This window comes from Phytobacter sp. V69 (assembly GCF_965644215.1).
Classification (GTDB): domain Bacteria; phylum Pseudomonadota; class Gammaproteobacteria; order Enterobacterales; family Enterobacteriaceae; genus Phytobacter.
The window spans coordinates 1-26,481 of record NZ_CBFFRL010000020.1 but is presented as its reverse complement, the minus strand read 5'-3'; the positions used below and the strand labels follow the sequence as shown (position 1 = coordinate 26,481).

Genomic DNA, 26,481 nt, shown 5'->3' with positions numbered 1-26,481 from the left:
TTTTTATTTAGTAACGTTATAACATATAAATATTTGCGGCAATACGTTAAGCCAACCCTGCGATATAAATTTTTTTAATGGCTTTATGATGTAATTGAGAGAAGGACAAGGACTATGGCAAGTACCCTTCAGCACAAAATATGCACAGATATGGCCCCCTTTCTCCCCGGCATATTGCCGGATCGACTCGCTAATGACTGCGACCTGATCGGCCTCGGGCTCGACTCACTGGCGATGATGAAACTGGCCGCTATGTGGCGTCGTCAAGGTTACGATGTGTCGTTTGCCCGCTTGATTGAACAGCCACGCCTGGATGCCTGGCTGGCTTTGATGACGAAACAAACACCACCCGCGGAGCAGGAAAAAAAGGCAGTGTTGCCAGGCACAGATGAAAACGAACCTTTCCCTCTGGCGCTCATGCAGCATGCATACTGGGTGGGACGCGACAGTGCTCAGCATCTGGGGGGCGTTGCTGCGCATTTCTACCATGAGTTCGATCTACCGCAACTGGATGTTGCACGCCTGGAAAATGCGGTACATCAGTTGATTGCCCGTCACGGTATGCTAAGGGTGGCCATTCTGGAGGAGGGGCAGCAGCAGGTTCTTGAACACGCGAAGTGGCCCGGGCTTAGGGAATATGATTTACGCCAGGAGAAAGCAGATACCGCCACCCTGCGAATGGAGGCGATTCGCGCCGCGCTGTCACATCGCCAGCTAAATATTGCACAAGGCGAGGTGTTTGATGTGCGTGTGACGCATAAGCCCGCCGCCCTCGGTGGTGGTTGCCGCCTGCATTTTAATCTCGATATGATCGCGGCGGATGCCATGAGCCTGCGCGTTCTGTTGGACGATCTGGCGAGGCTCTATCTGGAGCCGCAACAGCCGCTGCCTGTGCTGGATCTCTCGTATTGCCAGTATCAACAACTACGCCACGCCTGGCTGCAGGAACCGCAGCAGCAGGCGCGCTACGCACAAAACAAGCAGTGGTGGCTGGAGCGTTTAGCCGATTTGCCTGGCGCACCGATGTTACCCAGCGTTGGGTTAAACCCGGACAATGCGCAGCAGACGGTGGTCCGTCGCCATCGCTGGTTTGATGCCAGGGCCCGTCAACAGCTGGAGGCCAGTGCGCGTGAACATCAACTGACCTTGCCGATGATGATTGCCGCTGCGTTTGCCGAAGTGCTGACCCAGTTCAGTGACGACGAAGATTTCATTCTTAACCTGCCGTTGTTCAATCGTGAACCCCTGCACACCAGCGTACCTGCGCTGGTGGGAGATTTCACTTCGTCAGTGTTGCTGGAATGGCGGGGCAGCAAACCTGGCAGTTTCCTGGAACGCGCGCAGCGCCTGCAACAGCAGTTCCGTCAGGATGCGGCACATGCCTGTTTTTCCGGAGTAGAAGTGCTGCGTGAAGCGGCACGCGTGCGCGGTCAGCAGCAGTTTGCTCCCGTGGTATTTACCAGCGCTTTGGGACTGGGAGAGCTGTTCAGCGAACGCGTCCAGCAGGCCTTTGGGCAGCCCGGCTGGATTGTTTCACAGGGGCCACAGGTGTGGCTGGATGCGCAAATTACCGAGTTAAATCAAGGTATTCTGGTGAACTGGGATGCGCGTGAGTCCCGTTTCCCAGCGGGCATGCTTGATTTGATGTTCAATCAATTTACAGGGCTGATTGAGGCACTCATCGCCAGTGAGCAGGCGTGGCAACAGCCGGTGCAGAGTGCGTTACCCTCACCACAACAGGTCGTACGCCAGCGGGCGAATGCCACCGATGCCCCTTTACCTGAGAGCGATTTGCACAGCGCTTTCTTTCGTCTGGCACAGCTGCAGCCGGAAGCTCCCGCGTTGTTTGGACCCCATCAGGTGCTCAGTTATGGTGAGTTGGCTGAACGTGCACGCCGCCTGGCGACGCATCTGCTCAATCAGGGCGTGCAGCCAGGGGAACTGGTGGCGATCGCTTTGCCCAAAGGACCGGAGCAGATCATTGCGGTGTTGGGAGTACTTGCCAGCGGTGCTGCGTGGCTACCGCTCAACCACCTGCAACCGGAGCAGCGCATTAAAGCCATCCTGCAAAACGCCGGGGTGAAACAGGTTATTGACCAACTACCGGATGAAGATTCGCGGCTCCCTCTGGCGGAAGTCACTCACAGCGATCCGCAGCATCTGGCTTACGTTATTTACACCTCTGGCTCAACCGGCACGCCGAAAGGGGTGGAGATCAGCCATCTGGCAGCTAAAAACACCATCGACGATCTTAACCGCCGCTATCCACTGGGCGATCGCATGCGCACTCTGGCGGTGTCGGCGCTGAGCTTTGACCTGGCGGTGTACGATATCTTCGCGCCGCTGTCAGTGGGTGGGGCGGTGGTATGCATTGAGGATGAGAGCTGGCGCGACGCGCAGCGCTGGGTGACGTTGATACGGCAGCATCAGGTCAGCGTACTGAACTGTGTGCCCGCCATTGCGGAGATGACGTTCACCAGTGCCGCTGCGGATAACCTGACGTTACCACTCAGGATTGTGCTGCTGGGCGGCGACTGGGTCCCGCTTGATCTGCCGAAGAAGTTACGCATAGTCGCTGAGCAGTGTCGCTGTATTGCGCTGGGCGGCACGACTGAAACGGCGATCCACTCGACGGTTCAGGAGATCACCACTGTGCCGGCTGAATGGCGCTCGGTGCCTTACGGATATCCGCTTAACAACGTTCGTTGCCGTGTCGTGGACAGCCTGGGCCGGGATCGCTGTGACTGGGTCAGCGGTGAACTGTGGATTGGCGGCGCAGGCGTTGCGCTGGGCTATCGCCACGATCCCGAGCGTACCGCCGACCGTTTTGTCGTAGAGAACGGTGAACGCTGGTATCGCAGCGGCGACTTAGCACGCTACCACCCCAGTGGCTCTCTGGAGTTTCTGGGGCGGCGCGATCATCAGGTGAAAGTGCGGGGCTACCGTATTGAGCTGGGCGAAATTGAATCCGCGCTGATTTCCCACCCAGGCGTGGCACGCGGCATTGTTCTGCTCGATGATGAACAACATCTGGTGGCGGCCTATACCAGCCAGCAGCCGGTGGAGAGTGCGGCGCTGCGTCAGCATCTGCAACGTTATCTGCCGCAGGAAATGGTACCGGAACGACTGGTGGCACTGTTTGAACTTCCGCTCAGCCACAACGGCAAAATTGATCGCAATTTACTGCGACAGTTACTGGCCGACCTTACACCGGAAACGGCCCATACCTATGAGGTTGCCTTGCCAGGTGTAGAACAACAGGTGGCTTCGATCTGGCATAAAACACTCGGTATATTACCGGGTCGTCAGGATAATTTCTTCATGGCAGGCGGTGACTCACTGCTGGCTACCCGTGCCGTGGCAGAACTTCGTCGCCAGGGATTTAGCGATGTTACCCTTTCAAAACTCTTTGCTCATCCGGTATTGGCAGATTTCTGCCAGACATTGAGCGGCAATCAACCGACAACCGCCACGCCTGCCATCGTTCATGATGCTAACGGGCGTTACGATACCTTCCCGCTGACGGATGTGCAGCAGGCTTACCTGTTTGGCCGGGAAAATGAGTTTGCGCTGGGCGGCATTGGCTGTACGTTCTATCGTGAATTTGAGGTTAATCATCTGGATCTCGCACAACTGGAACGCGCGGTGAACCAGTTGATTGTGCGCCATGACATGCTGCGGGCGGTATTCAGTAACGGCCAGCAGCAGGTTCAAAAAGAGGTGCCGCACTATCAGATCCCGCTGTTCAACCAGCCGGGTGAAGATAACATTGGTCTGCAACGCGCAGAATATGCCTCACACAGCTTCGATCCGCAGCACTGGCCGCTCTTTAGCGTCAGCGTGGCGCAGCGGGGTGAAGCGTATCGAGTGGCAATTGCTATCGACAACCTGATCCTTGATGCGCTCAGTATCCTGTTGTTCTATCAGGAACTGGACGCGCTCTATCATCAGCGTTCGTTGCCGACCGTCCCCGCTGTTCAGTTCCGTGATGCGCTACTGGCACGCCTGCCACAGCAGGCGCAACGTGAGGCTGCCTGGGACTGGTGGCGGCCACGTCTCGACCACCTGCCGCTGGCTCCGCAGTTGCCGCTGGCCCGGCAACCTGAAGCGATATCGGTACCGAAGTTTACCCGCCGTGAGTACTGGCTGGGTTCTGAGCGCTGGCAGCAGCTGATGCGAAAAGCCCGCCAACACGGTGTAACACCTTCAGCGGTGATGCTCAACGCATTTGCGACAGTATTGCGGCGCTGGAGCCATCAGCCGGACTTTACCCTCAATTTAACCTTGTTTGATCGTCCTGAAGGCCACGATGATATGACCCGCGTGATGGGTGATTTCACTTCGCTGGTTTTGGTGCCGTGTCGTCATGCCGACGGCGGCTGGCTGGATGAAGTTTGCCAGGTACAACGCGATATGTGGGGCGCGCTGGATCACCGTGCGCTATCAGCCGTTGAGGTACTCCGTGAACTGGCTCGTCTGCATCAGGCGCCTGAACTGGTGATGCCGGTGGTGTTTACCAGCGCTTTGGGAATTAGCGCAGAACCGGAGCAGGGCATCTTCAGTCAACCTGTTTATGGGCTGTCACAAACGCCGCAGGTCTGGCTGGATCACCAGTTAACCGAGCTGGCAGGCGGTGTCTCGCTGGTCTGGGATGCGGTAGATGCTCTGTTCCCGGCGGGTATGCTGGATGCGATGTTCACCGCCTATCAGCAGCTCATCCATCATTTATGTGACCATAACTGGCTGCAGTCGCTTCCCGACCTCTTGCCTGTGCCCCAGCGTCAGGTGCGAGAGGCAATCACTGCCGCTGCACATCACCCCTATGTAGCGGAAACATTGCATCACGCTTTTTTCCAGCAGGCCAGTCAGACACCGCAGCAGGTGGCGTTGATTTGGATGCAGGAGCAGCAAGACTGTCAGCTTTCTTATGCTGAGCTGGCACAGCAGGCGCTGAAACTGGCGCACTGGTTGCAACTGCAGGGGACGCTGGCAGGCGATAGGGTGGCGATTTCACTGCCGAAAGGCCCGCAGCAGGTGATCGCGGTGCTGGGGGTGTTGGCTGCGGGGGCCAGTTGGGTACCGATTGGTATCGATCAGCCACAGGCACGCAAACAGGCGATTTTGCAACGGGCTGACGTACGGCTGGTGCTCGATCAGGACACGCCCTTGACCGGCGATCAGGCCGTACAGACGGAAGTCGCGGCATTGACTCATCCGGTAGCAATCTCCCCCCAACAGCTGGCGTATGTCATCTTCACATCTGGCTCGACCGGAGAACCTAAAGGCGTTGAGATGTGCCACGCCGCCAGCCATAACACGGTGCACGATTTGCGCCAGCGACTGGCGATACAGCCGCGGGACCGCATTCTGGCGCTCTCGGCACTCGATTTTGATCTTTCGGTATTTGATCTGTTTGCGCCGTTAGGCTGCGGAGCTGCGCTGGTGATGGTGGATGAGGAGTACCGTCGCGATGCAGCTCACTGGATACACTTAATGCAAACTCATGGGGTCACCCTGTGGAATTCGGTGCCAGCGCTGCTGGAGATGCTGCTGACGGCTGCGCAGAACGTCATGTTGCCTGTGCTGCGGGCGTCGTTGATTTCCGGAGACTGGATCCCGCTGTCGCTGCCAGAGAGATTACAAATGAGCGCCCCGGGATGTCGTTTACTGGCGCTGGGGGGCGCCACCGAGGCCGCTATCTGGTCAAACATTTTCCCGGTGACCACGATCAAACCTGACTGGCGTTCGATCCCTTATGGTTACCCGCTACATAATCAGCGCTGGCGTGTGCTTAATGCGATCAATGACGATTGTCCTGACTGGGTGGAAGGCGAGCTGCTCATCGGCGGTGCGGGTCTGGCTCGCGGCTATCTCGGCGATCCAGCGCTGACTGAGGCTCGTTTCCCTGTGCTTGATGGCGAGCGCTGGTATCGTACCGGCGACCGTGGCCGCTACTGGCCAGACGGTACGCTGGAGTTCCTGGGTCGACTGGATACGCAGATGAAGCTGCGCGGCCATCGCATTGAGGCCGGTGAGGTTGAACAGGCATTGCAGACGCTTAAAGGCATCGATCAGGCGGTTGTCTCATTGTGGCACGATGGCATCACACAGCGACTTGTAGCTGCCGTCGCCCCCCACACCCCTACCCGTGTCGAGCAGGATGAGGTATTCCATCCTGACAGTACTCAACGCGGTCTGCTGCAGTATGAATCAGCGGTGGCCGAACACATTCTGACGGAGCTCCTGCAACTGCCCGCGGAAGTCGGTGCAGTCTGGCAAGTGAACGCGCTTCAGCCCGATGAAAAGGGCGAGCAGGTGCTGCAGCTGTGGCTGAAATGGCTGGTGTCGCGTGGTGTGGTTCAGCCACAGGATACACACTACATTGCCACCGGAACCGCTGCCGTGATCGCCAGACCTGAAACGGCGCAGATCGTTGCGGCACGCACCCGTTATGCCAGCTGGCGCGCCATGTTGCGGGGTGAGCACGACCATGTCGCACTGCTGACCGACAGCGTATTCAGCCCTGCCAGCCTGTCGGCCGCGGATGATGAGACGCGGCAATGGTTGTCACAGCTGGCGCTGCATGTTAACAGCCTGCACCACCAGAGCGGCAAGCCGATCAACATCGTGGAACTCAACGGGGCCAGCGGTCAGCACAGCGCTGCGCTGCTGGCGCGCCTGCCGCAGGGCAGCGTGCATTACACCTTGCTGGAATCCTCCCCATTGGCGCAGGAGCAAGCGCGGACTCAACTCGCAAACAGCGGTCATCAGATCGATTTCATGTTGCTGAATGAACTGTATGTGCCGGAAGAACTGCAAAACTCGGCTGACATCGTGCTGGCGGCGAATGCGTTGCACCGCTACATCCAACCCTTACATGGGCTGAAGGCAGCTTCTCAGTTGCTGAGGCCTACAGGAGAGCTGTGGATGATGGAGCGCCAGTGCCTGACACCGGTTGCCATGATCAGCGCCGGGCTGCTGGCGGGAGGATATGGCAATAGCAGAAAAGATCCGCTGCGTACTGGCGCGGTATGGCTGCAACGAGCTCAGGCCAGTGGTTTTATATCCTGTGAGTACAACCTCAGCGGTCTCGCCGCCACTTTAACTCTACGCCTTTCACATCATCATACGCTGCCCGATAACTGGTCGAGTCAGCTGGCGGAAAAACTGCCCAAAGCCATGGTGCCGGAGCGGTTGGTTCTGCTGACACATCTGCCATTGACCGCAAACGGTAAGGTTGATCGTAAGCGCCTGCAATCACTGTATGACAATCTGCCCAAGTCACAACAACAGCAGGAAACACTCAGTGAAACTGAAGAAAAACTCGCTCAGCTATGGGGAACATTACTTGGCATTACGCCGCACATCGGCCGCCAGCAGGGCTTTTTTGAATTAGGGGGGGATAGTTTGCTGGCCACACGCCTGATTAACCTTATCCGTGATGAATTTGCCGTCGATATCGCGCTGCGAAAAATCTTTAGCGCACTTAGCCTGCAGGCAATGGCTGCCGGGATTGAGGCACAGCAGGTTCAGGTTGCCACCATGGAAGGAGGTGTTCTGTGATTGGTATTTTGGGAGGATTTGGTGCCGTAGGCCGTGAGGTCGCACGTATCCTGCATCAGTGGGGGGAAACCTCGCTGCGCGTGGGAGGGCGCCACCCGCAACCTGTCGCCTGGGCCCAAAGCTGCTATGTGGATGTGAGTGACGAAGAAAGTCTCATGGCTTTCGCCACCGACTGTCGGTTGGTCGTGAACTGTGCTGCGCCTTCGGCACGGCTATCACAACAGGTGGCGAACCGACTGCATGCCGCAGGTATTCCGCTGGTTGACGCGGGCGGAATTGATTGTCCGGCCGCGTTAAAACCTCCGGTTGGACGGCATCCGGGCAGCGCGTTGTTCGCAGCAGGCGCATTGCCAGGCTTGTCCGGCATTCTTCCTGTGTGGCTGGCGCGTGCGCTTGACCGCGTCGATGCGTTGCACTGCTGGTTTGGCGTGTTTGATCGTTTCACCCCGGGCGGAGCAGAAGACTATCTTGAGGGTGTGCTGCGCACGCCAGCCTCTCAGCATACCCTGCCGCGGCGACAGTCCAACGTCATCCTGCCTTTCTTTCCACGCCCGGTGCTGCTGCAGCCGTATGAAGATGAGGAGTCGCTCCGGGTCACCGAACAACTGGCGCTTCGTTACAGTCGATGGTATCTCGCACTTGATGGTGAACACCTGGCCCGCGCGTTAGAAACAGCGCGTGTATTACCACGAGAGGCAGCAATACAGGCTGTGGTGGAGGGGGCGACACTGGATGTGGCGGGGCGGCATGCATGGGTTAACTTTTTGATCCAGGTAGATGGCGTGCGTCAGGGCACTAGCACCACGTTAACCTTATTGCTGAGAGCGCCGGGTATTGCTCAGTTAACCGCCGCCTGCGCGGCGGCATGCGCTAAATGGCTGCTGAAGTCACCTGAGCTGGTCCTGGGGCTGGCAGCCGAATGCATCGATATCGAAGCGTTCATGCTGCTGTTCTGCCAGGAGCAAACCGGTATTGATATTGAGTTGTTTGACCGCGGGATTGAGCATTTAAACGAAATGAGCGGAGGTGCGCTATGAACGCGGTCCCGTTAAAGGTGCTAGTGTGTGGCTCCACTTTTGGCCAGTTCTGGTTGGCAGCACTGCAGCGTTATCCGCTGCGCTTTAAAGTGGTGGGGCTACTGGCGAGCGGCAGCGCACGTAGCCGTGATTGCGCGCAACGCTATGACATTCCGCTCTACACCGATATCGCCTCATTACCTGAAGACATTGACCTGGCCTGCGTGGTGTTGCGTGCTACCGTGATGGGCGGTGCAGGCAGCGTTCTGGCACAGCAACTGATGGCCAGGCGCATTCATGTCATTCAGGAGCAGCCCGTACATCATGATGAGGTGGTGGCGAACCTGCGCTCAGCGCGTGAATTCGGTGTGCAGTATCGGGTCGGCAACCTCTATCCACATCTTCCGGCGGTGCAGCAGTTCATTCAGTCTGCCCACCGTCTACTGCGGCGGCAAAAGCTTCAGTTTATTGATGCTGCGTGTGCCAGCCAGGTGGCGTTCCCATTGATCTCGATACTGGTGGAAGCCCTTGGTGCACCTCGCCCGTGGCAGTTTCATGCCCAGGCGCAATTACCAGAGGCACCTTTCCAGGTGGTGCAGGGACAGTTGGCCGGAATCCCCTTAACGTTGAGTGTACATAACGAAGTCGATCCGCAGGACCCTGACAACCATTTCCAGCTGTTGCAACAGATCACGCTGGGCTTGCCCGCGGGACGGTTATCGTTGATCGATACACATGGACCCGTGATGTGGTTCCCACGTTTGCATATCCCTGATGCGGTAAAACGCGACCGCGATTTTAGCAGCCCGCAATCAGCACATCTGATGGAAGAGACCAGCGCCATTATCGGCGAGGTCCAGCGTGCCAGCTGGCGTACCACACTGGCGGAACACTGGCCAGAAGCCATTGCCCAGGACTTACTGGCGCTGGCGGAGAGCATCCAGTCTCCTGATGCCCCCCGCTGGAGTCCGCAATCCCTGTTAGCTCAGTGTCAGATGTGGCAGGCGCTGACCAAAACACTCGGCTATCCGCGCCTAAATCCGGACCAGCGGTTTGAACCTCTGGCGCGTACCTTGCTGCCTGTCACCACCGGGCTGGAACGCAAAGCCACCCCACAGTGGGATTTTACCCAGCGGGCAGAGCTGCTGGTGAGTGGCATTACTGCTCAGCAGGTGACGGATTTTGTCTCGCGGATGGATGAAGCTTGCCTGAACGCCATGCTGTTTAGCCTGCAACAGGGAGGCGCGTTGACGCATCCCGATCAGGGGCACGATCTGCCAGGGATTTTGCAACAACTCCAGGTGGCCGAAGCGCATCACGCCCTGATTGGACGCTGGCTGATGCTGCTGGCCGATGCCGGTCTGGTGATGCAACGAGGCGCGCACTACTTTAGCCGACGAACGATCGGTTATACCGAGCTGCATCACAGCTGGCAGGCGGTGCACAGGGTGTGGGACAACCGCCTGGGCTCTGCCACTTTTATCGATTATCTGTGGCAAAACGCGGAAAAGCTGGGTGAGCTGATGCGCGGCGAACAGAAGGCGGCACTGTTGCTGTTCCCGGAAGGTCGTAACGATATAGCCGATGCGGTCTATCGCCATACCATCACCGCCCGTTATCTCAACACCCTGATTGCCGACTGGGTCCTGAAGCAGCTCAGCCAGCGAACGGCACCGCTAAAAGTACTGGAGATTGGCGCAGGCACCGGTGCCACCACCGAACGGGTACGGGAACGGCTGCATGAGGTGTATGGGGAAACGCCGCCGCTCAACTGGCTGTTTAGCGATGTCTCACGCTTTTTCCTGGTGAATGTGCAACAGCGCTATAGCCATCTCTCCTGGCTCTCGACTGCACTGATCGATATTGACCGCCCCCTGACCGAACAAAGCGTCGCTGCAGATTCCCAGGATCTGCTGGTAATGGCGGGGGTACTGAACAATGCACAGAACAGCGAGCAAACCATTCGTTGGCTGGTTGAGGTATTACAACCGGGCGGTGTCATGTTAATCACCGAACCGACGCGGGAACATCTGGAAATTCTCACCTCACAGGCCTTTATGATGCCGCCACCACAGGACGACCGGCAGCGCAGTGAACAGCGTTTTCTCTCACCAGAGCAGTGGCAGGATCTGCTGCAGCGCGCCGGGTTGATTTGTGAGGCTTGCCTGCCCGACGAGGGGCATGTGCTCGCACCGCTCGGACAGTGTCTGTTTATCGCGCGGAGGCAAGGCAATGCTTAGGTGCAGCCATATTCTCTGCAAAGTCGATAACATTCGTGACTGCGTAGCCCAGCTTGAACAGGCTGGGTTCAGCGTGCAGTGGGGGGGCGATCCGGCTCGGGCACACAATGCGCTGGTATGGTTTGAAGAGGGGCCGTTTCTGGAGTTCTTTGAACTGCCGCGTTGGTTCCGCTGGCTGAGCTATCCCTTTGGCTGGCGCTTCGGTTCCAGCGCCGGTCAGCGTCTTAGAGATTGGGCGCAGGCTGGCGAGGGCTGGTGTGATGTGGCTCTGGAACCTGAACAGTATCAGCCCGAAGCGCCACTTAGCCTGGATAACGTCAGCCAGCATTTGCGTCAGCAGGCGCTGGCAGGTTCGCGCGTCGTAAACGGCAGCCGTAAATCGGTACAGGGTGAAAGGGTGAACTACTGCTTTATGATGCCGCGCGGTAACCATCTGCCGTTTATCGTCTCTCATTACCACCCGCTGCAGCGGCCGGTTTGCGTCCGGCATGCCAATGGCGCACGCGCCGTGGCCCGGGTGGATTTTCATATACCGCTGCCCAGCCACTGCCAGTTGCAACGCCTGTTGCCTGCGGACCGCTGGCTCAATAGTCAGCACGGTGAGGGGCGCTATGTCAGCAGCGTGGTTTTACAGGGGTGGCAGACACTACCGCAGACATCCGAATTTATTCTGTCGTTATTTAACCCGTCGCAGGAGGCGTAATGCGCGAGCTATTTTCTGCCTTACAGCAGGTGCTGGAAGGGGATTTACTGTTGCCGCAGCATGCGGAATACGAAGTTGCACGCCGGGTACGCAACGCCCGTATTGACTGCCGGCCCACCGCGATTGTGCGCTGTGTCAGCGTGCAGGATATTCAACAGTCACTTCAACTGGCGGAGATTCAGAAATTGCCGGTTGCGCTGCGCGGTGGTGGCGCTCACGTGGCCGGTTACGGCACCTGCCAGGATGGGCTGGTGCTTGATCTGTCCCGCATGAAGCAGATCGCTATTGACCCGGATAAACGCCTGGCGCACGTCGCCCCTGGGACCACCTGGGGCGAACTGGATGCGGCAACACAGGCATACGGCCTGGCGGTACCCGGCCCGCGTAATCCCACGATCGGTATCGCCGGGCACACCCTGGGCGGCGGCGTTGGTGACCTGTCGCGCCAGTTTGGCCTGACCAGCGATAACCTGGTGAGCTGCGAGCTGGTTACGTTGTCCGGTGACGTGCTGGAAGTGAACCCACAGCACGATGCTGAACTGTTCTGGGGTTTGCGCGGCGCGGGCGCCAATTTTGGCGTGGTATCGCGTTTTACGTTTCAATTGCATCCCGTTGAGGGCGTCGTGGCCGGCGTGCTCGCGTGGCCCGCACGGGACATTCCTGTTGTGTTGCGCCGGGCACGTAACTGGCTGGCGCAGGCACCGGATCAGGCCTCGTTGATTGCCCTTGTCTGGACGGCACCGCCGCTGCCATTTTTGCCAGAATCACTGCATTTTGAGCGCAGTATCATGCTCATTCCCACCTGGTTTGGTGCGCCAGAGCAGGCGGAACAAGTGCTTGCGCCCCTCAAGGTGGGCGCGTTGTGCGACACGCTGCAACCGATGCGTTACGTCGATTATCAGCGCCTTCTGCCCTCGGCGCCCAACTACCTACAGCAGCATGTTTACAACCGTGGCGAACTGCTGCGTGAACTGGATGATGACACGCTCGAACGACTGCTGGCGCTGTTCCAGCGTGCTGGCCCGAATTTCTCGCTGGTGTTTGGTGCACTTGGCGGTGCCATTGCCCGTGCTCCGGCGGGCGCAACCGCGTTTGCTCATCGAGATGCCAACTGGTTTGTTGAAGTCTGTGCCCAGTGGTACGGCGAACCCGATAACCCAGCGATGCTGGCACCCGCCATTGAGGCTTGGCAACAGCTGCAAGCGGTCAGCTGCGGTCCTTACGCCAACCTGCTGCCTGACCATGAACCGCGTTGGGCGCAGGCCACGTATGGCAGCAGCTGGGCACGCCTGGCGGCACTCAAACAGAGATTCGACCCGACTAATCGCCTGCGTTTTAACGTCAATATTCCGCCCCGGTCATCCCGCGTGATGGCTCAGGGCAAGGAGGATTTAGCATGACTGACCATTCCATCGCCTTTGAACTGCTTCAACGCCTGCGCAACCGTGGCGCACAACTGTGGGAGGAGCATGGCAAGCTAAACTACCGTGCGCCGCAGGGTGTGATTTCAGCGGATGATTTACACACGCTGAAGGCCCATAAAGCCAATGTGTTAGCCATTCTCGCCGGAGAACAGCAGCAGACCACGCTCATAGCCGATGAGACTGCGCGCTTCTCACCGTTTCCACTAAGCCAGGTGCAGGCGGCGTATCTGGTCGGGCGTAATGATGCCTTTGGCTATGGCGGTGTGGCCTGCCATGTTTATCTGGAGGTGAATTATCCACCGCTGCAACATGCCAGAGTCAGCGCTATCTGGAATGAGCTGGTCGCGCGACACGACATGCTGCGCGCGGTATTTGATCGCAGTGGCAGCCAGCGCGTTTTACCCGATGTGCCGGAACTGATCATTGACTGCGCGAGTAGCGGAGCAGAGCAGGGAGAAGCGCTGCTGGACAGCGTGAAGCAGCAGATGGGGCATCGACTCTACCAGCCCGAGCAGTGGCCGCTGTTCAGCCTGAGTCTGTCGCAGTTGCCGGCACGCAGCGTGCTACATTTATCGATGGACTTCCTGATTGCCGACTGGGCCAGTATCTGGCTATTGCTGGGCGAGTTTGAAGCGCGTTACCAGCATCCTGACCAGCCGTTGCCTCCGCTAACGATTCAGTTCCGCGATTATCTGCTGGCGGAGCGCGGCAGGGATGAGTCACCAGCGGCCCAACGCGATCGCGCCTGGTGGCAGCAGCGTATTCCTCAGTTACCAGCCTCGCCGCAGCTCCCGTTGCTTGATACACAGGAACGACAGCCCGCACGTTTTACACGACGTTTTTTGCAACTGCCGGAGGAACGCTGGGCGGCACTCAAACAGCAGGCGGCGCAGTGCGGTATTACCCCTACAGCGGCGGTGTTAACCGCCTATGCCAGCGTGCTGCAGCGTTGGTCTGTCAGCGAACACTTCTGCCTGAATCTGACGGTACTTAATCGTCAGCCGCTGCATGAGCAGGTGGATCGTTTGGTGGGCGATTTCACCTCGGTCAGCCTGCTGGAGGTCGATCAACGCCGTCCAATGAGCTGGGCGGAGCGCGCCAGCGCCATCAGCCAGCAATTGTATGATGACCTGGATCATCGCCTTTGTTCCGGCGTCGAAGTGATCCGTGAACTGGCTCGCGCCAAAGGGCGCGATTACGCTTTGATGCCTTATGTTTTTACCAGTGCCATCGGCCTGGTGCCTGCCGATGCGGAAAATGCGTTGCAGGGCAAACTGGATGGGCGTGGCATTACCCAGACGCCGCAGGTGTTTATCGACTGTCAGGCGATGGACAGTGCTGCCGGTTTACAGGTCAACTGGGATGTGCGCGACGGGGTATTCCCGTCGGGGATGATCGACGATCTGTTTGCCAGCTTTGAATCACTGCTGAATGCCATGGCGCAAGAAGATGCGATTTGGCAGCAGACCGCGCAGGTTGCACTCCCCGAATGGCAACGTGAACAACGGTTGCAGGTCAATGATACCCGCGCACCGCTACCCGAAGGCGGGCTGCACCAGACATTCTTCGCACAGGCTCACCTGACCCCGGATGCGCTGGCGGTGATCGATCCCCAGCAGCAGATGACTTACCGTCAACTGGCGGACGCAGCCTTGCGCATTGCTGGCCATCTGCAACGGCACGGCGTTGCCATCGACGAACCGGTCGCGATCACTCTGGAAAAAGGCGTAATGCAGGCCGTGGCGGTGTTGGGTGCCATGGCGGCGGGTGCGGTCTGGGTGCCAGTCGATGTCTCACAGCCGGCGGAACGTCGCCGGCAAATTCTGGCAAACGCGGGTATCCAACGGGTGCTGACCCAGCAACAGGTAGTAGAGTGCGGCGTCAGTGGAGAGTGGCGTATTGATGTGGATGCATTGAACGCCAGCGAGCCTCTGCTGGACCCACACGCGTCACGCAGTAGCGATGCGGCCTATATCATTTACACCTCTGGTTCCACCGGCCAGCCCAAAGGGGTGGTGATGGGGCATCAGGCGGTACGGAATACAGTTGAAGATATCAACCGACGTTTCGCCGTGCGGGCCACCGACCGCGTGCTGGCGCTGGCGCAACTCGGCTTTGATTTGGCGATTTTTGATCTGTTCGGGCCGCTGAGCGTGGGTGGCGCGGTAATCTATCCTGAACCGGCACGCGCCACCGATCCCTCGCACTGGATTGAACGCATCGAATCACAACAAGTGACCCTCTGGAACAGCGTGCCTGCGCTGATGCAGATGCTGGAGAGTGCGCTCCAGCACCAGCAACTGGCGAGTTTGCGACTGGCATTACTCTCGGGTGACTGGATCCCTTTAACGCTGCCGGAATCACTGGCGACGCGTCTGCCACAGCTTCAGCTGGTAGCGCTCGGTGGTGCGACTGAAGCAGCCATCTGGTCTAACTATCACTGCTGGCAGGGCCGTGATGCCACGTGGCGCAGCATCCCTTACGGTCTGCCGCTCAGCAATCAGGGCTTCCGCGTGCTGGATGAAAACATGGCGGATTGCCCTGTGTGGTTGCCTGGCAATCTTTACATCAGCGGTGCGGGACTGGCGCAAGGCTATCTTAAAGATGCTGAGAAAACTGCGCGCCACTTTATCCATCATCCGCATGATCAACAGCGACTGTACTGGACCGGCGATCGCGCCCGCTATCTGCCGAACGGTGAACTGGAATTTCTTGGCCGCGCGGACAATCAGCTCAAAATCAAAGGTTACCGCATCGAACCCGGGGAAATCGAAGCGGCGCTTAGCGCTTTACCGGGCGTGGAGAGTGCTTGCGTGGTGCCCCATGGCGAAGGTAACCAGCGACAACTTCTGGCATTAGTCAGCGCGCAGCGTCAACCAGCGAACCACGTGGATTACGACCGCGTGACAGATCGTATTGATACCGCAACCGCAGGTCTTGTGCAGAACATCACCGCCACGCAGTTACAACAGGCGATGACAGCCCTGGATGCTGTGGTATTACAACAGATGCGCGACACGCTGCAATCTTATGGTCTTAATGATGAGTTCAGAGAAGCTCAGCTACGAGAAACACCCGTGAATGCTCGCTTCTTCTGGCTGGTGCGCCGCTGGCAAGCGATGCTTGCGCAGGCTGGCGCTTTGCCTGATTACAGCTGGCAGCAGGTTGACGCGCTGTGGCAACCTCTGCTCGATGCCCCGGCATTTCTGGCTTACATCCGCAGCAACCTGGAGAATCTCTCCGGGCTGCTCGAAGGGCGTGTTGATGCTCAGAAGCTGCTGTTCCCGCAGGGGCAACTGACCAACGTGCAGGCGCTGTATCGTGAAAATCTGATGGCGAAGTACCTGAACCAGGCTGTCAGTGCCCTGACGAGCCTGATTGCACAGCAGCGCGTCCAGCGGCCTTTACGTATCCTCGAAGTTGGCGCAGGCACTGGCGGCACGACGGCGGATGTGCTGGCAGCGTTGAGCGAACAGACGATTGAATACCACTTTACTGATGTGGCGGCCTTCTTCCTGCCTGAAGCGCGTGCCCGCTACGGCCAACGAGCGGGCATGCATTTTGGCCTGCTGAATATTGACGATGATGTTCGCACGCAGGGCTATTGCCCGGAGAGCTTTGATATTGTGCTGGCCGCCGGGGTACTGGAAAACGCCCGTGACCAACGCCGGGCACTGGAAAATATCCAGTTACTGACCGCGCCACAAGGCTGGGTGATCCTGACGGAGCCGACGCGTGAATGTCCGTGGATCATGGCTTCTCAGGCATTCATGATGACGCCACCGGAAGACAGCGAACGTCAGCATGAGAGCTATCTTGATCAGCATGGCTGGCAGGCGCTGATGCAATCGGTCAGCGGTGATCCGGTGCTGTGCCTGCCGCGACCAGGTCACGTGCTGCATCATCAGGGCTTCCATTTGCTGGCACAACAAATCAAACGCGATCGTCTGCCGCTGTATCCGCAAGTGCTACTTGATGCGCTGCAACAGAAATTACCGCGCTATATGATCCCGGCGCAGATTCAGTCGGTTGCAGCACTGCCGCTAACGGCAAACGGAAAAGTAGATCGTAATACAGTCGTCAACTGGTGGGTCGAGGAGGCTGCAGAGCATGACACGCCGCCAGGCCTGCAACCGCAGGGGGATGCGCTTGAGCAGTTGCTGTGCCAGCATTGGGCTGAAACGCTTGGAATTAAACAGATCGCGCTCGACCAGGATGTGTATAACCTGGGGGCTGACTCGCTGATCATGGCACGCATGGCAGGCAAGCTGCGGCAGGTGCTGGCCGCTGACCCCTGGCAGATGGGAGATATACCCTTTGATGTTTTGCTGCGTCATATGCTGAATGGCCCAACGGTGCGCGCGCTGGCGCTGGCTATCCGTTCGCAGCATGCGCCTGATGCGGCTGCCGCAGCGCCTCAAGCCGGAGAGAAACTGCAGCCAGAAATCGAGGGGCGGGCTGAGGGCAGCAACGGTATTCTGCTGCCGATGGGGGGCGGGAGTGAAGGCCCGCTGCGGGTAGTGTTCCATGCCGGCCTGGGTACCATGGATTGCTTCCGCCCGATGCTGGCGGAGCTGGAGAAAGATCCGCGCGGGCCGGTCATCGGCATTGTGATTGCCGATACCGCACAATATTGCGCCTTGTCCCCACAACAGGCGGTTGAGCGCATGGCAGATGATTACGCACAACGCCTGCTGGCCACCGGACATAGCCGCTTCCAGCTGATTGGCTACTGTCTGGGCGGGTTGTTTGCTGTAGAAGTGGCGCGTCGCCTCAGTGAGCAGGGCGCAGAAATCGCTGACCTGGTGCTGATCAGCAGCCATCCGGTGCTGTTCGAGGTGCAGGATGATCTGATGATCGAATCGCTGTTTATCCCCAATCTGCACATTACGCTGGCGCAGGCCGGTTTCGGTGAGGTCGATGGCGATGCATTAGTGAAGGGCTTTATGCAGGTGATTGAGCAACATCATGGCCGCATTCCGCAGGGTGCGCTGGCGCAGTTACCCGGCGCGGCGGGCTTGTTTTTCCAACAGATGCAGGCATTACCGATTGAAGAGCGTTTTGCGCGTTATGTCGCGGGTGTTGAACAGTTCACCGGTCAGCAGATGCCAGCCGAAATGGCACTGGGCCTGTTCCACGTATTCCGCCAGAGTTTCCGTGCCGCGCACTTCACCCCCAGCACTTATGTCGGCGATATCCGCTTCCTGTTGCCCAATCAGGGCTCTGGATTCGCACCGGGTATGGATGACAATACGCTGAACTTCTGGCGTAACGTCTGCTTGGGCGAGCTGCAGGTCACTTCGATTGCGGGTAATCACTTCAGTTGCATCGATACGCCCAACGCACAAGCCGTGGCGCAGCGGGTGAATGAGAGGCTGAAATGAAGTTACTGGGCCAGCCTGGCAGGTTAGTGGCAGGCGTGCCGAAGGTGGCGCGCTCACTTAACCTGGCACTTCTTCTTGGCAGCGTGGCGGGCTTGCTAAACGTCAGCGGCATAGCTCTGCTGGCATGGGCGGTGACGCCATTACTGTCTGTCCCGATGTTACCACCGTCGTCATTTATCGCCCTCACCGGCAGTGTGCTGCTGTTGGTGCTGGCATTCTGGTTACGCTTACAGGCAGAAGCACGGGCTCACGAAGCCAGTTATCAATTAGAGGAAGTACTGCGCGAGCGTCTTGTGGAGCACCTCAGTTGTTTACCGCTTGGAGTGGTACAACAATGGGGCAGTGGGCGGTTACGTAAAATCCTCCAGGAGGATGTTAAAGCGCTGCACATTGCGGTGGCGGATGCGGTGCCGTTTATCGGTGCCAGTCTGAGTCAACCGCTGGCCGCACTGCTGGTTCTGGCGTTGGTGCAGTGGCGGCTGGCGCTGGTGGCGTTGCTGTTTTTGCCGATAAACCTCGTGTGTATGGCAATGATGGCGCGTGAAAATCCCCAGCAACGCAGCCGATACAATGAGGCCAGTGAGTCAGTCAATGCCGGGGTGATTGAACTGGTGCAGGGTATGGCGGTCATGCGTACCTTTGATAATGGCGCCGCGGGTTGGCGGCGCTTTAACGCGCGGCTGCAACAGTTTACGTTGGCGGTGGAAACCTGGATGGCAGGGAGCAAAGTGCCCTGGAAAATCAATCGTCTGGCAGGTGCCGCGTTACCGACGGCTGCGGTGCTGATGATAGCAGGTTTTGTGCTGTATCAAGCCGGGCAGGTTACCCTGGCGCAGTGGCTGCTGGCGTTGATGTTGGGTACGTTACCCATCAAAGCGCTCGAACCGTTAGTGCACCTGGCTAACTATCTGAATGACGCTGGCGCGGCCTCAGGCCGCATTGAAGAGGTGCTGCGGCAGGACGTGCTGCCAGAGCCACTACATCCGCAGCAACCGCAAGGACACGCACTCAGCTTGAACAAGGTCAGTTTTCACTACCCGGATCAGCCGCAGCCTGCACTCAGCGACGTGTCATTCACGCTCGCAGCGGGAACACGCTGTGCCATTGTCGGGGCTTCCGGTTCGGGAAAATCGACGCTGGCGCGCCTGATCCCGCGTTTTTATGACGTGACAGAGGGTAGCATTATGCTGGGGGGGTGCGATATCCGCCAGATGCGCAGTGATGTGTTGTTGAAGCAGATGGCGCTGGTATTACAGGAGCCGTTTCTTATCAGTGGCACGTTGGAGGAAAATTTACGACTGGCTGCGCCCGAAGCCAGTGATGCAGCGTTGCAGCACGTTATGGCTGCGACGGGGGTGAGCGAGATCGTTTCGGCACTGCCACAAGGATTAAACACGCAGATCGGTGAGCGAGGGAGCTCGTTATCGGGTGGCCAGCGTCAGCGTGTGAGCCTGGCCCGCGCACTGCTGAGCAATGCGCCCGTGCTGGTGATGGATGAAGCAACCTCTTATCTCGATGCACACAACGAAAGGCATATTCAGCAGGCACTGGCGCAACTCGCGCCGGATCGCATTGTGATCACTATTGCTCATCGTTTGCAAACGGTTATCGACGCGGATGTGATTGTGGTGATGCACAAAGGCAGAGTGGCTGAGCAAGGCCGTCATGCTGACCTGCTGAATCAGGGCGGTTATTACGCGCGGCTGTGGCAGCACTATCAGCTTGCCAGTCAGTGGACGTTAAAGCGCGAGGGAGAAGCATGATGCGCATTTATCACAACATGATCTCGGTGGCAGGGGAGTTCGCTGCGCCATTTCGCCGGACGTTAGCGTGTGCGGTGGCGGCGGCGATGTTGCAGGCCGCGGGCTGGATTATCACACTGCCGCTGTTTTCGCTCGTGTTAACACCGGGCGCACTGCCCGTGCGTGACATCCTGAGCTGGCTGGTGGTGCTCATTGTCTTGCTGCTGCTTGAAGGCATGGTGCGCTGGCGTGAAATGGCTTTTGTCTATGACTACTGGCATCGCGTGACGGAGGCCATGCGTCAGCGGCTGGCACATCGCTTGCGTGCCATGCCGCTGGAGCAGCTGGCCCAGCGAAAAAGCGGCGATCTGGCAACGATTCTTGGCAATAACGTCACCTTTGCGGCAACGGCGCTCTCTTCACTGGCTATGCTGGCGATTCAACTTGCGGTGGTACCTGCGGTGGTGCTGGTGTTGATCTTCATGCTGGACTGGCGTCTGGGGGCGCTGGTGCTGGCGGGAACAGGACTCATCGCGCCGCTGATACGACGGGCACAGCGTGATGCCAATCAGGACTTTCTGCGCATTGATGAAGTGGATGCGGCAGCCAGCGCAGCCATTGTTGAGTATGTGCAGGGGCAGGCGATGTTACGTGCCAGCAGCCGATCTGGCCTGAACGCGCCTTGTTTACGCGGGATTTTTGCTCACCAGCATCAGGTGCAGCATCAAAGCGGCAATACTGCGCGGCTGATTGCCAAAGCACAACTGATCATCCAGCTCACTCTGGTGGCTACCGTCGCGTTGGGCATGGGGTTATGCGTAACGCAACAGTTGCCGCTGGCATCACTGCTCTGCCTCACGGTGCTGGTGGCGCAACTGGTCGAGCCTCTGACATTGGGGCTTTCCATGGTGCGCCTGTTTGAACTGGCGGACGCGGCGTTGCAGCGGGTGAATGCGGTGCTCAACGAAGCGGATCTGATCACTGAACTGCCATTCCATCAACCACAGCACTTTGCGATTACGCTGAACAATGTCAGTTTTCACTATCAGCAGCAGGAAAAACCTGCACTCCAGAATGTGACGCTACACATTGCGGAAAAATCCCTGACAGCCTTGGTCGGCCCCTCGGGCGGGGGGAAAACCACGCTAACCCGATTGATGAGCCGCTTTGCCGATCCACAGCAGGGCACTATCACGTTGGGAGGTGCGGAGTTAAAGCATATCCCCCCCGATCAGCTATTAGCACAGGTTTCGGTGGTCTTTCAGGATGTGTGGCTGATGGACGATACGCTGGCGAATAACATTGCGTTAGGTAAACCGCACGCCACGCAGGAGGAGATCGTCAACGCTGCACGTAAAGCGCATATTCACCACGTCATTGAAAGTCTTCCGCAGGGCTATGAGACACGGGCGGGTGAAGCGGGGAGTGCGTTGTCGGGTGGAGAACGCCAGCGGGTGGCGATTGCGCGTGCCATTCTTAAAGATGCTCCGGTCGTGTTACTGGACGAGCCTACGTCATCGCTGGACAGTGAATCTGAATACCATGTACAGCAAGCGATAGACGCACTGGTGGCGGATAAAACGGTGGTGATTGTGGCGCATCGTTTATCCACCATTCGCGCAGCCGACCAAATTGCCTTTATTGAGCAAGGCCGCTGCGTTGAGTGTGGCGATCACGCCAGCTTAATGGCCATAAAGGAGGGGCATTATCGGACATTAATTGAGGCTCAGCATCCTACCCACGACAGATAATCCTTTCTCTTCAGGCACTCACAGTAATATCGAGTGCCTCCATTCCCCCCTGTACTGACAACAAAAAAGCAGAATAGATGACTACGTGTTAAATGTTATGTTATAACATTGCAAATAATTATCATTTCACCTTTTAGAGGGTTTGGGACCTTATGCAAAACAGGGCACGGAAATGTTCAATCACATGGAACACGCGTTCACCGTTTTTGAACTGAACACAGACATCGTGTTTTTTATCTGCCCAGTCCAGACCACCGTGTGCAGCAAACTGATTAGTCACAGTCATCACCAACTCCTTTTAATCGGGGATTGGTATGCATTCCACGCTCTTCGAAAGAAATATAGCCAGCAGTTTATCAGCATGCCCTGAGTATTCGTTAGCGAACGTGGAGCACCTACTGGCTCGAAAGAAAAGCGGCGATCATCGCATGATTCTCGCTCAATATTCGTAACCAGTAAGCGCATACCCTGAATCACTTAAAAGTGTAATTCTCAGGGTGCGAATGACTATATCTCGCTCATAGCGGACGGAGCTGCTGTCGCTGAATCAGGCCGGGCAGTGTGGTAAGCTGGTCTTTTCTGAACTGACTTAAATGGCGCATGAAAAAATCCACTCCGGTGCCGCATGACGCGGCCTTCAAGGCCTTCCTGACAAACCCCGACACCGCGCGGGACTTCATCGCCATTCACCTCCCGGCGGAGCTGCGTGCCGTCTGTGACCTCAGCACCCTGAAACTCGAATCCGGCAGCTTTGTCGAGGAGAGCCTGCGCGCCTATTACAGCGATGTCCTCTGGAGCCTGAAGACCACCGCCGGCAACGGCTACATTCATGTCCTGATTGAGCACCAGAGTTCGCCTGACCGGCACATGGCCTTCCGCCTGCTGCGCTATGCCGTGGCCGCGATGCAGCGCCATCTCGATGCGGGGCACAAAAAACTGCCGCTGGTCATTCCGGTGCTGTTCTACACCGGGAAGCGCAGCCCGTACCCGTACTCCACCCGCTGGCTGGATGAGTTTGACGACCCGGCACTGGCCGGACAGATGTATGTCGGGCCCTTTCCGCTGGTTGATGTCACCGTCATCCCGGACGACGACATCATGACTCACCGCAGCATGGCCGCCCTGACGCTTTTACAGAAACATATCCATCAGCGCGACCTTGCCGGCCTGCTCGACCGGCTGGCCACGGTTCTGCTGACCGGACATCTGACGGGACAGCAGCTGATATCGCTGATAAACTATCTGGTACAGGCCGGCGAGACCGACGACGCCGAAGCCTTTGTACGTCAACTGGCACAGCGGGTGCCGCAGCACGGGGACACACTGATGACAATTGCACAGCAGCTGGAACAGAAGGGCATCGAAAAGGGCCTTGAACGTGGCCGTGTCGAAGGGCGTCAGGAAGGCATTCAGCTGGGCGAGCAGCGCGGCATCGAAAAAGGCAAACTTGAAGCCCGACTCGATGTGGCCCGCACGATGCTGGATAACGGTCTGGACCGCAGCACGGTGATGAAAATGACCGGCCTGTCGGAAGAAGACCTGTCGCAGTTGCGCCACTGAGTTCTTTGTCTTAACGTTTTTCCTGCCCGGCGGTCAGCCGGTACTGCCGGGGCAGGGCGTCACCTTCCGCCACCGCCTGCCAGCCGAACGTGGTCAGCAGTTCCACCATACCCTCGACATTGCCGGTGATGCGCGCCATCACCGACCCGGTCTGGTTACCGTCCTTGTCAAAGACGGCGTCCAGATTCGTTTTCAGCAGATACACCGCATTCACCGCCTCACTCAGCACCACCGCAGGACGCCCTGACCACTCCCGGTCGCTGAGCAGCCAGTACTGCCAGCCGGCTTCCCTTGACGATTCCACGGCATACGTCAGGCGGAACAGGTCACTCTGCTCCCGGAGCTCACCGGTACAGGAGCGCCAGAAATAATCCAGCTTCCCGGGCAGGTTCGCCCGCACGCCGTACAGCCGTCCCTGCTTCAGCAGCCATTCGATATCCGGGGTGACATCACGGGAAAAGCGCCGCTGCTTCAGGGCGGTGGCCAGCCAGCGGGTGAGAAACAGGCTTTCCTGTGCCGGAGAGGATACGGTGCCGTCCTGCCGGGCCATACCCAGCGCCACCAGAGCGCACCATGCCAGATGGCCGGCCTGTTCAGTCTGTGTCACGGCGGGACGGGTCCTTCTCAGAATTACGGGGCTTTTTGGCAAAACGGGCGCGGATGGCAGCGATGTTGCGCCGGGCATGCTGCTCCTCGGAGGCGGTGACCGTCCCGGCGGGTTCGCCGCTGAGGTCCACCCGTGGGGTTCCGGCAGTGACCGTGCGCAGGTATTCCAGCCGGCTGACCAGAAAGCGCACCGTTTCTTTCCACTCCGCCTCGCTGAGCCCGGCCTGCGGGTTGGCGGCAATCCATGCGAGGACGTCCGCGCTGATACCGGTTTTGAGGGGGCGGAACTGCCCGGATTTCACGTTCGGCCACAGCCGGGGGAACAGGGCGGCGACCTGACGGACCAGCCCCCACCGGCGGTAAGTCCGGCGCTGCTTTTTGCTGAGCCCGGGTTTTGCGGTGTCAGGGGCGGTGACCACCGTGTAAGCGGACGATGTTTTTTCCGGCATACGGCCCTCACGCGGAAAGATTACCTGCCGTAATTATACCTTATCCTGTTGATATACAACAGAAAATATCTTTTTTTCATGCGCACCGCGCATAAAAGGCGGCACACTGTAGTGCCGAACAGCATCAGTGTCAGTCCGCCGCAGCCCGGCGTCAGCCGGCCCGGGATGAAAGGTTTCCCCGATACATCCCTTCACCCTGAACAGCCAGACCCGCTTAAAACCACACAGAAGCCACTGTGCGCCGTCGGAGTGGCCACGGCAAGGCGAAGCCGTGGCCGGGGCGTATCTCCGCGTCAGCGGGCCGTGAGGGCCGCTGACGGGCGTGTACCTCATAACGCAAAGCAGCACTTCCCACAGCCACCCCAAAACCACTAGTTACAACATCCGTCATTGAAAGCGATGCTTTTCCCGGCCCAAAGGGCCGGGGGCGGCGGCGCTTTTTAGTGGCGGGGAGGGGCACCGGGGTGCCGGCCTGCGCTGGTTTTGCGCCTGTTTCATTCGTATGCTGTAACTAAATACAGCGGAGGTCCGGTGCCCGTCGCTGCGCGACGGGAGGAACTTCTGTATTTCTGACCGCGCGGACGGAAGTCCGCTGCACCGGTCAGGCCTTTCTGTCGTCTGTCCACAGGGCAGGCGATGAACAGGTTTTATTTTTAGATGAAGTTATTAAAGGTTTTTTACAGGAGCTACTGAGCAGGGGTTTAAAAGAAACGACGCACCTTAAAACCTGAGCGTCTGGCGCTTTATAACCGGGTCGGTTTTAACCTTACGGAAAGTTCCCTTGCACTTATGAGTGGATAACCGTCTGCGACGGGAAAATGATGCCGGAAAGAGACCGTTCAGGGGCGGTGATGAGGCCGGAAAGGTGAAAAACCGGGTGGTTTTGGCTGTAATACGGGTGAAAAATGCGCGCCGGCAGGGTGCGGACGTGCGAAAGCCTCCGGCGTCAGCCGGATAATTTCAGGGTTCGGGTTATATCGGGACGGTCGCCAGCCGGGTGTAATGATTCACGCGCGACAGCAGCATGCGCTCCTTCACCCGCCGCGCCTGCTCACACTTCACGGCGTCCAGCGTGCCGGTGAACCGCCCTTCGGCGATGTCCCGCGTCAGCTGGCGCTTCACGAGGGTGTCGATATCCCGGCGGGCGGTGGCCCGCCGCTGGCCGTGGGCTTTGCGCTCCCGCTGGTAGGCCCGGAAGCGCTCGCGCACAAAGCGCCACGCCTTCGCTATCAGCTCATCCGTTTCGAGCCGGGGCAGCAACTGCTTCTCCCGCAGCCGGTTCTCCCACTCCACCCGGCTGCGTCTCGCCGCCGCCACCGCCACGTCAGAGACGTCCAGCGCCGAAAACAGTGCCGGGGTGAAGGTGATGTCGCTCGGGATATTGCAGCCGGTCTGCGGGTCATATTCGGTGTCATAGGTGATGAGCCCCAGCTCCGCCATAAACTTCAGCGCCCGGGTAGCCCGGGTCACCGACAGGTTGCCGCTCTGCGACTCCGTGGCCAGCCCGCACTCGATGGCGAGGTTGGTCACCGAACGCTGCACGCGGTTGGCCAGCGGGTCGTAATGGAAGCACATCCCCTGCAGCAGCGCGTCAATCGCCCGGCGGCGCAGTACCGGCGGCAGCCGGTGACGTTTGCCCAGCGAGCGCATGAACGCCACGTGCATCGGGAACGCGAAGCGGGAGGTGAAGCCGGTGGCTTTTTCCATCAGCTTGCGACAGAACGGCAGGGTCTTTTTATCCTCGCCCGGCGTGAACGCCGGATGCGGGTTACGCACCTGCCGGTAGTGAGTGTACGGGGTCTGCGGGTCAGTCACACCATCCTGCGCTTATGTTGCGCAGAAGGAGCGAGCACAGAAGGTATTGCAGTTTTCTGAGCATGTCACTATACTCCCCGTACAGAGCAACAGCTTCTGTACAGTTTAAGTAGACCCCGTTAATCTTCTCTTCCGCCAAGAATGTAAAGATGAGCGACCCAGCCCATTATCTCCGGCGATATCGGGATGTTTTTTTGAGCCCCGGCGGCACATCTGAGTGCACGGATA

General features: G+C 58.4%; 15 protein-coding genes. 9 read left to right on the top strand and 6 right to left on the bottom strand.

What is annotated here, in order from left to right; translation table 11 throughout:
- Positions 1 to 114 precede the first annotated feature (114 nt).
- Genes ACSZPU_RS04660 through ACSZPU_RS04625 form a run of 8 tightly spaced genes read left to right on the top strand, consistent with a single transcriptional unit; the run spans position 115 to position 21,823 of the window.
- Positions 115 to 7,563 carry an amino acid adenylation domain-containing protein gene (locus ACSZPU_RS04660; protein WP_498995973.1) on the top strand — a complete coding sequence of 2,483 codons (7,449 nt, stop codon included), beginning with the start codon at positions 115 to 117 and terminating at the stop codon, positions 7,561 to 7,563.
- Positions 7,560 to 8,600: a hypothetical protein gene (locus ACSZPU_RS04655; protein WP_498995970.1), complete on the top strand. Its 1,041-nt coding sequence runs from the start codon at positions 7,560 to 7,562 to the stop codon at positions 8,598 to 8,600. Before ACSZPU_RS04660 ends, ACSZPU_RS04655 begins: the two co-directional genes overlap by 4 nt.
- A complete protein-coding gene (locus ACSZPU_RS04650) occupies positions 8,597 to 10,819 on the top strand; it encodes a Gfo/Idh/MocA family oxidoreductase (protein WP_498995967.1) in 2,223 nt (740 codons plus the stop codon). Before ACSZPU_RS04655 ends, ACSZPU_RS04650 begins: the two co-directional genes overlap by 4 nt.
- Entirely contained in the window at positions 10,812 to 11,522 is a 711-nt protein-coding gene (locus ACSZPU_RS04645; RefSeq protein WP_498995964.1) for a VOC family protein, read from the top strand. The genes ACSZPU_RS04650 and ACSZPU_RS04645 overlap by 8 nt, the downstream gene beginning before the upstream one ends.
- Complete coding sequence (locus ACSZPU_RS04640; RefSeq protein ID WP_498995960.1) at positions 11,522 to 12,922, top strand: FAD-binding oxidoreductase; 1,401 nt, start codon at positions 11,522 to 11,524, stop codon at positions 12,920 to 12,922. The genes ACSZPU_RS04645 and ACSZPU_RS04640 overlap by 1 nt, the downstream gene beginning before the upstream one ends.
- The gene (locus ACSZPU_RS04635; protein ID WP_498995959.1) at positions 12,919 to 18,330 is read left to right on the top strand and encodes a non-ribosomal peptide synthetase; all 5,412 of its coding nucleotides are present in this window, start codon (positions 12,919 to 12,921) and stop codon (positions 18,328 to 18,330) included. The genes ACSZPU_RS04640 and ACSZPU_RS04635 overlap by 4 nt, the downstream gene beginning before the upstream one ends.
- Positions 18,327 to 20,093 carry an ABC transporter ATP-binding protein gene (locus tag ACSZPU_RS04630; RefSeq protein WP_498995958.1) on the top strand — a complete coding sequence of 589 codons (1,767 nt, stop codon included), beginning with the start codon at positions 18,327 to 18,329 and terminating at the stop codon, positions 20,091 to 20,093. The genes ACSZPU_RS04635 and ACSZPU_RS04630 overlap by 4 nt, the downstream gene beginning before the upstream one ends.
- Positions 20,090 to 21,823: an ABC transporter ATP-binding protein gene (locus ACSZPU_RS04625; RefSeq protein ID WP_498995955.1), complete on the top strand. Its 1,734-nt coding sequence runs from the start codon at positions 20,090 to 20,092 to the stop codon at positions 21,821 to 21,823. The genes ACSZPU_RS04630 and ACSZPU_RS04625 overlap by 4 nt, the downstream gene beginning before the upstream one ends.
- 133 nt (positions 21,824 to 21,956) lie before the next feature.
- Here the strand turns inward: ACSZPU_RS04625 and ACSZPU_RS04620 are convergent, their stop codons facing one another.
- Positions 21,957 to 22,109, bottom strand: coding sequence for a hypothetical protein (locus ACSZPU_RS04620; protein WP_498995998.1), 153 nt, complete (start codon positions 22,107 to 22,109; stop codon positions 21,957 to 21,959).
- 314 nt (positions 22,110 to 22,423) lie between these two features.
- On the opposite strand from ACSZPU_RS04620, the gene ACSZPU_RS04615 reads away from it, so the two are divergent.
- On the top strand, positions 22,424 to 23,383 hold the full coding sequence (locus ACSZPU_RS04615) for an Rpn family recombination-promoting nuclease/putative transposase (RefSeq protein WP_498995952.1): 960 nt from the start codon (positions 22,424 to 22,426) through the stop codon (positions 23,381 to 23,383).
- 10 nt (positions 23,384 to 23,393) lie between these two features.
- On the opposite strand, the gene ACSZPU_RS04610 is transcribed toward ACSZPU_RS04615, so the two are convergent.
- The 5 genes from ACSZPU_RS04610 to tap all read right to left on the bottom strand — a co-directional run bounded on the left by ACSZPU_RS04610 (position 23,394) and on the right by tap (position 26,317).
- Positions 23,394 to 23,990: a DUF2913 family protein gene (locus tag ACSZPU_RS04610; RefSeq protein WP_498995950.1), complete on the bottom strand. Its 597-nt coding sequence runs from the start codon at positions 23,988 to 23,990 to the stop codon at positions 23,394 to 23,396.
- Positions 23,977 to 24,438: a ProQ/FINO family protein gene (locus ACSZPU_RS04605; protein WP_498995947.1), complete on the bottom strand. Its 462-nt coding sequence runs from the start codon at positions 24,436 to 24,438 to the stop codon at positions 23,977 to 23,979. Before ACSZPU_RS04605 ends, ACSZPU_RS04610 begins: the two co-directional genes overlap by 14 nt.
- A gap of 33 nt (positions 24,439 to 24,471) precedes the next feature.
- Positions 24,472 to 24,771, bottom strand: coding sequence for a replication-associated protein RepA4 (locus ACSZPU_RS04600; protein WP_498995993.1), 300 nt, complete (start codon positions 24,769 to 24,771; stop codon positions 24,472 to 24,474).
- 639 nt (positions 24,772 to 25,410) lie between these two features.
- The gene (gene repA / locus ACSZPU_RS04595; protein ID WP_498995944.1) at positions 25,411 to 26,253 is read right to left on the bottom strand and encodes an incFII family plasmid replication initiator RepA; all 843 of its coding nucleotides are present in this window, start codon (positions 26,251 to 26,253) and stop codon (positions 25,411 to 25,413) included.
- Complete coding sequence (gene tap, locus ACSZPU_RS04590; protein WP_342122744.1) at positions 26,246 to 26,317, bottom strand: RepA leader peptide Tap; 72 nt, start codon at positions 26,315 to 26,317, stop codon at positions 26,246 to 26,248. Before tap ends, repA begins: the two co-directional genes overlap by 8 nt.
- Between the last annotated feature and the right edge of the window lie 164 nt (positions 26,318 to 26,481).